Raw genomic sequence first — 11,252 nt, forward strand, 5'->3', positions numbered from 1 at the left:
GGTCGGTAACGCCAACTCTAGCCCTAGTTACTGGCCGGTAACCACAGTGGCGCCCCTGTTCGTTGTGTCACACAGCTTGCGGATGACGAGGAAGACCGGCAACGCGACCGGGGCCAGCAGGATCGTGATCACCAGAACGGGTGCCACCACCAGCGGGTGGATGCCGAGGCGGCGCCCCTCGAGGTAGATCCAGCGCCCGACGAACAGGTCCCACGCGAGCATGTGCGCCCACACCAGCGCGGTGCCCGAGTCGGTGGCCAGGTACTCGGCCAGCGGACCGATCTCCGGCCGGGTGACGAGCGGCAGCACCGTCGTGAACTCGGGGACCAGCAGCACGACGTAGATCAACGCCGGAGGCAGCACGATCAGGTACGACTCGGCGATCCGCTTCGTCCACGACCACGTGGGCAGGAGGATCATCAGCGCCCAGAACGGCGCGGCGACCAGGAACGTCAGGTCGAACAGGGTGGCGGTCATGCGGGGACGAGCTCCTTCTTCGGTGCGCGCGCCCACACGAGTCCGAGTGCGGTCGCGACGATGATTCCGGTCAGGGCGAGCAGGGTCGTGCCGTCGGGCTGGACGAGGGACTGGCCGCGCAGCGCCTGCCAGGTCACGAGCAGGAAGATCCCCAGGAACGAGGCGCTGGTGACCCACGCGAGCCGCACGGTGGCGCGGTCGCCGAGCAGCGCGATGAGCACCGGCAGCACCTGCAGGGCGTGCATGCCGACGAAGTGGCCGACGCGCAGGTCGCCGTGCTCGGTGCTCCACCCGGTGAGCGCCATGTACGCGCCGCCGTCGGGTGCGCCGACGGTGTGCGAGCCGAGGGTGTCGCCGTCGAGGGCCTGGCCGGGCTTGGGGCTCGTCATCAGGAAGCCGACGCCGAGCCCGAGGAACGAGATCACGAGCCCGAGGCGGATCGACCAGGCGAGCGCCTTGTTCGCGAAGTCCGTGCGCCACAACAGGATCGCGACGACCGCGTGGGTGATCCACAGCACCACGATGGTCGAGCCCATGATCGAGAACAGCGCGGTGTCGAGCGGCGTCTCGAAGTTGAAGTGGCTGCGCCGGCCGCGGATCACCTGGCCGACGATCACGACCATCTCCGCCGCGCCGGCCGCCGCGAGCACGGTGCCCGCCCACCAGCCGGCGCGCTGGAACCTCTTCAGGAACGTGAGCAGGTACGCCAGCGTGAACGAGTACAGCGCGAGCGACACGGCGAACTTCAGCGGCTTGAGCCAGATCGGCGAGTTGACCACCGTCCGGTCGTCGAGGAGCAGTCCCACCAGCGCGACCGGGATCAGCAGCACCATCAACGAGCCGAAGACGACCAGTGGCCGGTGCCAGTTCTGCACGGTCCTCAACATCCGAGCCCCCTCGGTTGAATGGATAGCGGCACTCTCCGCTATCGACAAACGGGAAGGTACACTATCCATATGCGTGTTGGCGAGCTTTCGAAGAGAAGCGGCGTCCCGGTGCCGACGATCAAGTACTACCTGCGCGAGGGACTGCTGCCCGCCGGCGTGCTGACCAGCCCGAACCAGGCCCACTACGACGACGAGCACCTGCGCAGGCTGCGGCTCGTGCGCGCGTTGGTCGACGTCGGCGGCCTGTCCATCGCGACCGTGCGCGAGGTCCTCGCCGCCGTCGACACCCGCGACGAGTCGATGCACACCAAGCTCGGCGCCGTGCAGGAGGCCATCAGCCAGCCGGGACAGGTCGAGCTCGACCCGCTCGCGGTGAAGGACGTCCAGGCGTTCTGCGACCGCAACGGCGCGCCCGAGGGCTTCGACGTCGGCAGCAGCAGCGTGACCCAGATGCTGGCCGCCGCGCTGTCGGCGGCCCGGTCGGTAGGCCACCACCACTTCCAGGAGGTCCTCGACCCGTACCTGGAGGGCATGCGGATCATCGCGAAGGCCGACCTCGACTACATCGCCCACCGCGGCGCGCGCGACGACGTCATCGAGGCGATGGTCGTCGGCACGCTGATCGGCGACGCCGTGCTCAAGGCCGTGCGGCGACTCGCGCACGCGCAGGCGTCGCGCGACGCAATCGGAGAGGGGACTGCCTGAGGTCCGGGTGTCCGCGCCGGGCGGCCGTCAGGGCCGCCGTCGTGCAGTTCACCGGTGGCGGTGAGGCCGGCGGAGACGGCGACCGCGGCGGACACGCGGTGCTCGGGGTGGACGGGCGCGACGATCGCGCGCACCGGCTGGGTGCCGAGCCGGCCGACGAGACCCCGGGCGGCCTCGCTCGCGATGCCGCGCCCCTGCCACGGCGTGCCGACGACCCACGCGATCTCGGCCGTGCCGCCGGTGATCGTCGCCTGGACGGTGCCGACGAGGTGGTCCTCCTCGCGGAGGCGGACCACCCGGTTCAGCCAACGCTGCGCGGGGTCGGGGAGCCCGCTGCCAGCCGTTCGCGGCGGGCGCGCAGGCCCTGCGGGGAGAGCGGGGCGCCGCCGGTGAACGCGTGCGGCGCCGGGTCGAACAGGACCTAGGCCATCTCCGCCGCGTGCCCGGGCCGCAGCGGGACGGCGTCCAGGCGGGCGGTGGCGATCATCGCTGGTGGCGGTGCAGGAACGCCGCGACGAGGTCGTCGGTGAACTCGCGCGGCACCGGCGTGCCGGTGACCAGGACCCGGTAGTAGACCGGTCCGACGAGCTGGTCCAGCGCGGTGTCGAGGTCGAGGTCGCCGGGGAGTTCGCCGCGCTCGACCGCGCGCCGCAGGGGGAGCAGGTCGCGGACGCGCTGGTGGCCCAGGTGCTCCTCGCGGAGCCTCGTCGCGAGCTGCGGGTCGTGCTGGGCCTGGCCGGCGAGCGCCCGGAACACCGCGCCGGGATCGGACCCGGTGAGGAACTCCGCGAGCCGTGCGAGGTGGGTGCGCAGGTCGGTGCCGAGGTCGCCGTGGTCGTCCGGCGTCAGGTGCTGGGCCATGTCCTCGGTGAACGCCTCCAGCAGCACGTCGACCTTGGACGGCCACCAGCGGTAGATCGTCTGCTTCGCGACGCCCGCGCGCGCGGCGATGCCCTCGATCGTGACGCCCGCGAACCCGCGTTCGGTCAGCAGGTCGTCGGCGGCCTCCAGCACCGCCTGCCGTGCCTCTTCGCTGCGCCCGTGCCGGTTCCCGCGATGTGCGGTGCTCATCGCCACCTCCCGGCGGACACCTTAACCAGGGCTAGATTAGACGCAACGTTGCGTCTAATCTAGCCGCCATGACGATCACCTTGCGCGCACCGCGGGTCCGCTCGGTCCTCGACCGGCTCTTCAGCGCGGCCGAGGCCGACGACACCTTCGAAGCGCCGTGGGACGACCTGCGCGCCGTCGGTCCGCAGGACCGCGCCGACGCGCTGGCGAGCGTCTACATGCCGATCTCCGCACGTGGCGGCGACCTCCTCTACGGGCTGGTGCGGTCCAGCCGCCCGGAGACCGTCGTCGAGTTCGGCACGTCGTTCGGCATCTCGACGCTCTACCTGGCGGCCGCCGTCGCCGACAACGGCCGCGGGCACGTCTACGGCACCGAGATGTCGGCGGAGAAGGTCGCCGCGGCGCGGCGCAACCTCGACGAGGCCGGACTGGGCGACGTCGCGACCGTCCTGCCCGGCGACGCCCGCCGCACGCTGGCGGACCTGAGGGGGCCGATCGGGCTGGTCCTGCTCGACGGCTGGAAGGAGCTCTGCCTGCCGGTGCTGCGCGACCTCGAACCCCGGCTCGCGCCCGGCGCGCTCGTCGTCGCCGACGACATCGACCAGGAATCGATGGCCGAATACCTCGCCTACGTGCGCGACCTGGCAAACGGGTACGTCAGCGTTGCATTCCCCGTCGAGGACGGCATGGAGATCAGCTGCCGGGCCTGACCACTGATATATCGGATATCGGTTTTCTCGACAAACCGCGCGCCGACGACTTCGTCGTCCACGCGCGGTTCGAGAGCGATATATCGGATATCAGTCGGTGGGCGGTGACGCCGTCGCCGCCAATGCCTTGGCGAGCGCTTCGAGAGTCAGCTCGATCTGCCACGAGCGGGCCCCGCCCTCGCGCAGCGCGGCGGCCACGGACTCGGGGGAGAGGTCGGCGGGCGGCTGCCAGCAGGTGCGGCGCACCAGGTCGGGCAGCAGCAGGTTCTCGACCGGCAGCGTGTTGGCCTCGGCGATGGTGGTGAGCGCCGCCCTGGCCGCCGTCAGCCGGGCCGCGGCGTCCGGGTCCTTGTCCGCCCAGCGGTTGGGCGGGGGCGGGCCGTCGTGCTGGCCCGCGGGTTCGGGGAGCTCGGCCTTGGTGAGGTTCGCGGCCCTGCGCAGGGCGTTCATCCACACGCCGGACATGCGGCGCTGGGAACGGCCGCGGAAGACCGGGAGGGCGAGCAGTTCCGCTTCCGAAGCGGGGTTGCGGGCGGCCGCCTCCATCAGCGCGGAGTCCGGGAGGACCCGGCCGGGGGCGATGTCGCGTTCGCGGGCCACGGTGTCGCGGGCTTCCCACAACGACCGCACGAGGGCCAGTTGCCGCTGGTTGCGCACGCGGTGGATACCCGACGTGCGCCTCCAGGGGTCGGTGCGGGGGCGCGGCAACGGCGCCGTCCGCACCGCCTCGAACTCCTCGAGCGCCCAGGCGAGCTTGCCCTGGTGCTCCAGCTCGGCTTCGAGAACGTCGCGCAGCTGCACGAGCAGCTCCACGTCGAGAGCGGCGTACGTCAGCCAATCGGCAGGAAGGGGCCGGCGCGACCAGTCGGCCGCGCCATGCCCCTTCTCGAGCCTGTAACCGAGTAGCCGTTCCACCAACGTGCCCAAGGCGACACGGTCGAACCCAGCCAGCCTGCCCGCCAGCTCGGTGTCGAACAGCACGCCGGGACTCAGCCCGAGTTCGGCGAGGCACGGCAGGTCCTGGGACGCTGCGTGCAACACCCACTCGGTGCCGTCCAGGGCCTGCACCAGCGGGTCGAGCCGTCCGCCCAGGGCGATCGGGTCGACCAACCACGTGCCGGCGCCTTCCCGGCGCAGTTGCACCAGATAGGCACGCTGTGAGTAGCGGTAGCCCGAGGCTCGCTCGGTGTCCACCGCGACCGGGCCCTTCGCCCCGGCGAGCGCGTCAGCGGCTCGCCGGAGCGCAGCAGGATCGGCGACCACGGGCGGGACCCCATCAGCAGGTTCCGTCAGCGGTACCGGATCTGGTCCGGTTGGTGCGGTTGGCTCGTCGGCGGGTGCATCCACAGCGGATGACCCTACGACGATCGCACCACCCACAGGTGTTCTCGGCCGGTTCAGTGCTTCAAACCGGTATCTAACGGATCACGCCGGCACGCATGGCCAGCGCGACCATCTGAGCGCGATCCCCGGTGCCCAGCTTCCGGCCGATCCGCGACAGGTGAGACTTCACCGTCAACGCGGACAGGCTCAGAGCCTCGCCGATCTCCTTGTTGCTCTGGCCATCGGCGACCAGCTGGAGCACCTCGACCTCACGCGCGGAGAGTTCCCGCGGCGTGTTGTCCGTGCCCGGCACCCGAGTACCCGCTGCGAGTACTGGTGCCACGCTCGGATCTGCGTAAACGCCGCCGTCGAGGACCCGGCGCACCCCGTCGGTGACCACCATCGGAGAGGCGGACTTCAGGAGGTACGCCTGGGCGCCCGCCTGGAAGGCCGACCTGACCGCGTAGGGGTCGTCGGAGGATGCGAGGACCACGATGCGGGGCCAGCCCTGGGCACGGAGTTCCGTGACCAGGTCGATGCCGGTGCCATCCGGCAGGCCCAGATCGAGGATCGCGAGGTCGCACGGTCCGGTTGCGAGTGCCCGCGCCCGAGCCTCCGCCACCGATGCGGCCTCATGCACTGTCCCGGCTCCCATCTGGGTGAGCCGGGCTGATATCGCCTCCCTCAGCAGTGGGTGGTCGTCGACCACCAGCACTGAAAAAAGCTCTTCCCGCGGGTGCGGGACCATGTTCGCCGGCAACGAGCCGGCTGGCGTGGTACGAACGGCCTGACCTAAGCCGACGGCAGCCACGTCACTACCTCCCTGGAGTCGGTCGTGCCCCCCGACCGGCACCGGAGACTTTCGTCCAATCAGCCGCGCCACTGATCGACCGAAAGTGGTGTCGTCTGGGGCAGCGTAGCCGCCCATGCGGGTCTACGGGACGATCAATCGGGTATCTATCCCTATTGAGTTGTGACAGATGGGCTCATCTGTCACACGATTGGATGACAACTAGATAGGGGGCGTAACGCGAGTCCCTCTCAGAACGACATCTAGGAGTTGGTTGTGCCGAGCAGTGCAGGCCGCGAGAAAGCCCGGGCGTTGCTGCAGCGTGTGCCCCTCGTCGACGGCCACAACGACCTGCCGTGGGCGCTGAGGGAGCTCGGCGACGGCACCGGCGAGGACGTCTACGCGACCGCCGCGAAAGTCGATCTGACCGAACGTCATCCCAGCCTGCACACCGACGTCGTGAAGATGCGCGAGGGCGGTCTGGGCATGCAGTTCTGGTCCGTCTGGATCCCCGGGAGGCTGGCCGGGGACGGAGCGGTCACCGCCGTCCTGGAGCAGGTCGAACTGGTCTACGAGCTGGCAGAGCGGTACTCCGACCACCTCGGTCTCGCGACCACCGCCGCCGAAGCCGAGAAAGTTTTCTCATCCGGGCGTGTCGCGTCCCTCATCGGAGCCGAGGGCGGACATTCCATCAACTCTTCACTCGGTGTCCTGCGCGCGCTGCGCCGACTGGGCGTCCGGTACATGACGCTGACCCACAACGACAACACGCCGTGGGCCGACAGCGCCACTGACCAGCCGGAACACGACGGCCTGACGGAGTTCGGCCACAGCGTCGTGCGCGAGATGAACCGGATCGGCATGCTCGTCGACCTGAGCCACGTCGCACCCAGCACGATGCACGCCGCGCTCGACACGAGCGTCAAGCCGGTGATCTTCAGCCACTCGTCGTGCCGCCACGTCGCGGACCACCCGCGCAACATCCCGGACGACGTCCTGGTCCGCCTGAAGGCCAACGGCGGTGTGGCCATGATCACATTCGTTCCGGACTTCGTATCGTCCCGTGTCGCTCGATGGGACGCAGCCCTTCGTGACGCCATGACGGCGGCCGGCGCGAGCCACGCCGACATGGACGAGCGCAAGACGTTCGGCGAGCGCTGGGCCGTGGACAACCCGAAGCCGGGCGCGACCCTCGACGACGTCGTCGCGCACCTCGAGCACGCGCGCGAGGTCGTCGGCATCGACCACATGGGCATCGGCGGCGACTACGACGGCGTCCAAGCCCTGCCGGAGGGGCTCGAGGACGTCTCCACCTACCCGAACCTGTTCGGCGCGCTGCTCGACAAGGGCTGGTCGGAGGACGACTGCACGAAGCTCGCGGGCGCGAACGTCCTGCGGGTGCTGCGGGAAGCCGACGCCTGATCCGCGGTCCGCGCGTCCTGGGCGGCGAGTCGGCCGGGACGCGCGCCCGCCCGCGTCAGGAGCGCTGGCCGAACATCGTGACGCCCACCGGCGGCAGCCCCACGGCCGTGGCCATCAGCTCGTAGAACGCCGTGCCGTGCTCGGCGAGCTCCCCGTCGAGCGCCGTCCACGACGCGCGCAGCTCCAGGTCGTCGGTGCGGGCCGGTCCCGCGATGTCGCCGAACCGGGCCGACGACGTCTGCGTCACGGTGCCGCCCAGCGCGGTGAAGCCCGCGCCCGACTGCTCCAGCGCCTCGGTCAGCCACGACCACCCGACCTCGGGCAGCAGCGGGTCGGACGCGAGCTCGTGGTCCAGCTCGACGCGCACGTACGCCACGACGCGCAGGACGCCGCCCCACGCCTCGTCGCCCTCGGGGTCGTGCAGCAGCACGAGCCTTCCCGTCGACAGCTCGTCCGACGGGCCGGTGACCTCAGCCGTCAGCGCGTAGGCCCACGGGGCCAGCCGCTGCGGTGGGCGGACCTCGGTGAGTTCGATCTCGGGCCTGTGGCGAACCGACTTGAGCGTCCCCACCGCCCGGCGGAAGATTTCCGGCTCGGTCACGCAACCGACTGTATGCCTCGCAATCCGGCCGAGTGACGGCGGCACGCCGGGACGTGGGACCATGAAAAGGATATGAGCGCTCAAGCACCCCTCCTCGTGGCCGCAAGTGGCGGCACCCCGTCGCACACCCCTGTCTGGTTCATGAGGCAGGCAGGACGGTCGCTTCCCGAGTACCGGGCTCTCCGCCGGGGCACCGCCATGCTCGACGCGTGCATGGACCCGGAGATGGTCTGCGAGATCACCATGCAGCCCGTCCGGCGCCACGGCGTCGACGGTGCGATCCTCTTCTCCGACATCGTGGTGCCGCTCAAGGCCGCCGGCGTCGACCTCGACATCGTCGCGGGCACCGGTCCCGTGGTCGCGCACCCGGTCCGCACGCTCGCGGACGTCCAGGCGCTGCCCGAGCTGCACGCCGAGCAGGTCCAGCCCGTGCAGGACGCGATCGGGTTGCTGCTCAAGGAACTCCCGGCCGAGGTCGCCCTGATCGGGTTCGCCGGCGCGCCGTTCACCCTGGCCTCCTACCTCGTCGAGGGCGGGCCCAGCAAGAACCACGAGCGCACCAAGGCGCTCATGCACGGCAACCCCGAGCTGTGGCACGCGCTGCTCGCGCGGATCGCCGACGTCACGGCCGCGTTCCTGCACGCCCAGATCGCCGCGGGCGTCCAGGCGGTCCAGCTGTTCGACTCGTGGGCGGGCGCGCTGTCCGAGCGCGACTACCGCGAGTTCGTGCTGCCGCACTCGAAGCGCGTGCTGGAGACGATCACCACCGTCCCGCGCATCCACTTCGGCGTCGGCACCGGCGAGCTGCTGCCCGCGATGCGCGAGGCCGGCGCGGACGTCGTCGGCGTCGACTGGCGGCTGCCGCTCGACGTGGCGGTGGCGCGGCTCGAGCAGGCGCACCCCGAGCTGCCGAAGCCGGTCGTGCAGGGCAACCTCGACCCGGCGCTGTTCTTCGCGGGCTTCGACGCCGTCGAACGCGAGGTGCGCCGCATCCACGCCGAGGGCAAGGCCGCGGCCGGCCACATCTTCAACCTCGGCCACGGCGTGCTGCCCGACACCGATCCGGAGATCATCACCCGGACCGTCGAACTGATCCACAGCTTGTAATGCACGCCAGAGCGCCGCACGTCGCGGTCGTCGGAGGAGGCGTCTCCGGGCTCGCCGCAGCGCACCGGCTCAGGGTGCTGCTCGGGCCGGACGCGCGGATCACCGTGGTCGAGCAGTCCGACCGCCTCGGCGGGAAGCTGCGCACGGCCGAGCTCGCCGGCGTGCGGTTCGACGTGGGCGCCGAGGCGTTCCTGCACCGCAAGCCCGAGGCGCAGGAGCTGATCGCCGAGATCGGCCTGCGCGACCACGTCGTGCACCCCACGGGCGCGAAGGCGTCCATCCACGCGGCCGGGCAGACGCACCAGCTGCCCGCGCACACGTTCATGGGCGTGCCGGCGAGCGTCGAGAGCGTGCGGCACATGCTGTCGTCCGAGGGCGCGCTGCGGGTCGAGATGGAACCGACGCTGCCCCCGGTCGCGCTCGGCAGCGGCGACGTGGCCGTCGGCGCGCTGATGAAGGACAGGTTCGGCCCCGAGGTCGCCGACCGCCTGGTCGGCCCGCTGCTCGGCGGCGTCTACGCGGGCCGCGCGGACGACCTGGGCCTGCGCGCCACCATGCCGCAGATCGCGACGCTGCTCGACAAGGGCGTCGGCTCCCTGCTCGCGGCCGCCGCGATGATGATGCCCGCGCCACCGCAGCCGCGCGCCCCGCGCCCGCCGGTGTTCGCGTCGCTGGACACCGGTGTGCAGTCGCTCGTCGACCGGCTCGCCGAGGTCGCGCGGCCCGAGGTCCGGCTGGGTCTGCCGGTGCGGGTGCTGTCGTGGCTCGGCAGCGGCTGGCGCCTCGAGATCGGCTCCGCCGCCACCCCGGAGTACCTGGAGTGCGACGGCGTCGTGCTCGCGGTCCCGGCGCCGTCCGCGCGCAAGCTGCTGCACGAGCTCGCGCCGCAGGTCTCCGCCGCGTACGGCCGGGTCGAGGTCGCCTCGATGGCCGTCGTCGCGCTCGCGCTGCCGCCGGGCACCGAGCTGCCGGACCGCTCCGGCGTCCTGATCGCGGAGGGGGAGCGGTACGCCGACCGCATCACCCCGTTCACCGCCAAGGCGTTCACGTTCTCCAGCCGCAAGTGGTCGCACCTCGGTGAGCCCGTGATCCTGCGCGGCTCGGTCGGCCGCCACGGCGAGACGGCGCTGCTGCAGCGCAGCGACGCCGACCTGGTGAAGGCCGTGCGCAACGACCTGCACGAACTGACCGGCGTGAAGGTCGCGCCGATCGACTCGGTGGTGCAGCGCTGGGGCGGCGGGCTGCCGCAGTACGGCGTCGGCCACGTCGACCTGGTCGACACGATCGAACGCGGCATCAACGAGGTGCCGGGTCTCGCGGTCGCCGGCGCCACGCTGCACGGCGTGGGCGTGCCCGCGTGCATCGCCACCGCCGACGCGGCCGCCGCCCGTGTCGCAGCACACCTGCTGGGCCGCGTTCGCCGCTGAGGAGCGCGTGCCAAGATGGAACCATGGCGCGCCTGAACTACAACGAGCTCAACGACACCATCCGCTACACGATGTGGTCGGTGTTCCGGGTCGAACCCGGCAAGCTGCCGGAGGACCGGTCGGCGGCCGCCAGCGAGACCCAGGAGTACCTGGACGCGTTGGAGGGCAAGGGGGTCGTCGTCCGCGGCGTCTACGACCTGGCCGGTCTGCGCGCCGACGCCGACTTCATGATCTGGTGGCACGCCGAGGAGATCGAGCAGGTGCAGGCCGCCTACACGGGCTTCCGCCGCACCCCGCTCGGCAAGGTCTCCACGCCGGTCTGGTCGCAGGTCGCCCTGCACCGCCCGGCGGAGTTCAACCGCAGCCACATCCCCGCGTTCCTCGCGGGCGAGGAAGCGCGCAAGTACGTGTGCGTCTACCCGTTCGTGCGGTCCTACGAGTGGTACCTGCTGCCGGAGGAGGACCGCCGCAAGATGCTGGCGGACCACGGCAAGGAGGCCCGCGACTTCCCGGACGTGCGCGCGAACACCGTCGCGTCGTTCGCGCTCGGCGACTACGAGTGGCTGCTCGCGTTCGAGGCGGACGAGCTGCACCGCATCGTCGACCTGATGCGCCACCTGCGCGGCACCGAGGCGCGGCTGCACGTGCGCGAGGAGATCCCCTTCTACACGGGCACCCGCGTCCCGGCGGCCGAGCTCGTCCTCAACCTGCCGTAGCGGGGAGGGCCGCCGC

The 11,252-nt window shown here is 71.2% G+C and carries 12 protein-coding genes and 1 pseudogene; 6 read left to right on the forward strand and 7 right to left on the reverse strand.

What is annotated here, in order from left to right; all coding sequences use genetic code 11:
- Positions 1 to 27 precede the first annotated feature (27 nt).
- Positions 28 to 477, reverse strand: coding sequence for an ABA4-like family protein (locus tag ACFWGZ_RS15950; protein ID WP_382452254.1), 450 nt, complete (start codon positions 475 to 477; stop codon positions 28 to 30).
- Positions 474 to 1,364, reverse strand: coding sequence for a hypothetical protein (locus ACFWGZ_RS15955; RefSeq protein ID WP_382452255.1), 891 nt, complete (start codon positions 1,362 to 1,364; stop codon positions 474 to 476). Before ACFWGZ_RS15955 ends, ACFWGZ_RS15950 begins: the two co-directional genes overlap by 4 nt.
- 69 nt (positions 1,365 to 1,433) lie before the next feature.
- On the opposite strand from ACFWGZ_RS15955, the gene ACFWGZ_RS15960 reads away from it, so the two are divergent.
- Positions 1,434 to 2,069 (forward strand): MerR family transcriptional regulator, encoded by a 636-nt coding sequence (locus ACFWGZ_RS15960; RefSeq protein ID WP_382452256.1) that lies wholly within the window; start codon positions 1,434 to 1,436, stop codon positions 2,067 to 2,069.
- 122 nt (positions 2,070 to 2,191) lie between these two features.
- Here ACFWGZ_RS15960 and ACFWGZ_RS15965 read toward each other — a convergent pair.
- Together ACFWGZ_RS15965 and ACFWGZ_RS15970 are read right to left on the reverse strand one after the other, a co-directional pair.
- Positions 2,192 to 2,365, reverse strand: a pseudogene (locus ACFWGZ_RS15965) (GNAT family N-acetyltransferase); the annotation flags it as partial.
- Between the two features lie 187 nt (positions 2,366 to 2,552).
- Positions 2,553 to 3,140: a TetR/AcrR family transcriptional regulator gene (locus ACFWGZ_RS15970; RefSeq protein ID WP_382452257.1), complete on the reverse strand. Its 588-nt coding sequence runs from the start codon at positions 3,138 to 3,140 to the stop codon at positions 2,553 to 2,555.
- A 68-nt stretch (positions 3,141 to 3,208) separates the two neighbouring features.
- Here ACFWGZ_RS15970 and ACFWGZ_RS15975 point away from each other — a divergent pair, with 68 nt between their 5' ends.
- Positions 3,209 to 3,850 carry an O-methyltransferase gene (locus ACFWGZ_RS15975; RefSeq protein ID WP_382452258.1) on the forward strand — a complete coding sequence of 214 codons (642 nt, stop codon included), beginning with the start codon at positions 3,209 to 3,211 and terminating at the stop codon, positions 3,848 to 3,850.
- Positions 3,851 to 3,940: 90 nt separating this feature from the next.
- On the opposite strand, the gene ACFWGZ_RS15980 is transcribed toward ACFWGZ_RS15975, so the two are convergent.
- Positions 3,941 to 5,197: an HRDC domain-containing protein gene (locus tag ACFWGZ_RS15980; protein ID WP_382452259.1), complete on the reverse strand. Its 1,257-nt coding sequence runs from the start codon at positions 5,195 to 5,197 to the stop codon at positions 3,941 to 3,943.
- A gap of 70 nt (positions 5,198 to 5,267) precedes the next feature.
- Entirely contained in the window at positions 5,268 to 5,921 is a 654-nt protein-coding gene (locus ACFWGZ_RS15985) for a response regulator transcription factor (protein WP_181320591.1), read from the reverse strand.
- Positions 5,922 to 6,239: 318 nt separating this feature from the next.
- On the opposite strand from ACFWGZ_RS15985, the gene ACFWGZ_RS15990 reads away from it, so the two are divergent.
- Positions 6,240 to 7,385, forward strand: a complete 1,146-nt coding sequence (locus tag ACFWGZ_RS15990) for a dipeptidase (RefSeq protein ID WP_382452260.1) — start codon at positions 6,240 to 6,242, stop codon at positions 7,383 to 7,385.
- Positions 7,386 to 7,440: 55 nt separating this feature from the next.
- Here the strand turns inward: ACFWGZ_RS15990 and ACFWGZ_RS15995 are convergent, their stop codons facing one another.
- Positions 7,441 to 8,049: a DUF3000 domain-containing protein gene (locus tag ACFWGZ_RS15995; protein WP_382452264.1), complete on the reverse strand. Its 609-nt coding sequence runs from the start codon at positions 8,047 to 8,049 to the stop codon at positions 7,441 to 7,443.
- Between the two features lie 9 nt (positions 8,050 to 8,058).
- Between ACFWGZ_RS15995 and hemE the strand changes: the two genes are divergently transcribed.
- From hemE to hemQ, 3 genes are read left to right on the forward strand one after another with little or no spacing between them, the layout of a single operon-like run.
- Positions 8,059 to 9,093, forward strand: coding sequence for a uroporphyrinogen decarboxylase (hemE, locus tag ACFWGZ_RS16000; protein WP_382452261.1), 1,035 nt, complete (start codon positions 8,059 to 8,061; stop codon positions 9,091 to 9,093).
- Entirely contained in the window at positions 9,093 to 10,520 is a 1,428-nt protein-coding gene (gene hemG, locus ACFWGZ_RS16005) for a protoporphyrinogen oxidase (RefSeq protein WP_382452262.1), read from the forward strand. Before hemE ends, hemG begins: the two co-directional genes overlap by 1 nt.
- 23 nt (positions 10,521 to 10,543) lie before the next feature.
- A complete protein-coding gene (gene hemQ / locus ACFWGZ_RS16010; protein ID WP_382452263.1) occupies positions 10,544 to 11,236 on the forward strand; it encodes a hydrogen peroxide-dependent heme synthase in 693 nt (230 codons plus the stop codon).
- Positions 11,237 to 11,252: the final 16 nt, after the last annotated feature.

This window comes from Lentzea sp. NPDC060358 (assembly GCF_042725365.1).
Taxonomy (GTDB): Bacteria; Actinomycetota; Actinomycetes; order Mycobacteriales; family Pseudonocardiaceae; genus Lentzea.

What these genes read in the sequence shown, in the direction of transcription:
- ACFWGZ_RS15950 (WP_382452254.1), bottom strand. Translation starts at nt 477, where the DNA reads ATGACCGCCACCCTGTTCGACCTGACGTTCCTGGTCGCCGCGCCGTTC.
- ACFWGZ_RS15955 (WP_382452255.1), bottom strand. Translation starts at nt 1,364, where the DNA reads ATGTTGAGGACCGTGCAGAACTGGCACCGGCCACTGGTCGTCTTCGGC.
- ACFWGZ_RS15960 (WP_382452256.1), top strand. Translation starts at nt 1,434, where the DNA reads ATGCGTGTTGGCGAGCTTTCGAAGAGAAGCGGCGTCCCGGTGCCGACG.
- ACFWGZ_RS15970 (WP_382452257.1), bottom strand. Translation starts at nt 3,140, where the DNA reads ATGAGCACCGCACATCGCGGGAACCGGCACGGGCGCAGCGAAGAGGCA.
- ACFWGZ_RS15975 (WP_382452258.1), top strand. Translation starts at nt 3,209, where the DNA reads ATGACGATCACCTTGCGCGCACCGCGGGTCCGCTCGGTCCTCGACCGG.
- ACFWGZ_RS15985 (WP_181320591.1), bottom strand. Translation starts at nt 5,921, where the DNA reads ATGGTCCCGCACCCGCGGGAAGAGCTTTTTTCAGTGCTGGTGGTCGAC.
- ACFWGZ_RS15995 (WP_382452264.1), bottom strand. Translation starts at nt 8,049, where the DNA reads ATGGTCCCACGTCCCGGCGTGCCGCCGTCACTCGGCCGGATTGCGAGG.
- hemE (WP_382452261.1), top strand. Translation starts at nt 8,059, where the DNA reads ATGAGCGCTCAAGCACCCCTCCTCGTGGCCGCAAGTGGCGGCACCCCG.
- hemG (WP_382452262.1), top strand. Translation starts at nt 9,093, where the DNA reads ATGCACGCCAGAGCGCCGCACGTCGCGGTCGTCGGAGGAGGCGTCTCC.
- hemQ (WP_382452263.1), top strand. Translation starts at nt 10,544, where the DNA reads ATGGCGCGCCTGAACTACAACGAGCTCAACGACACCATCCGCTACACG.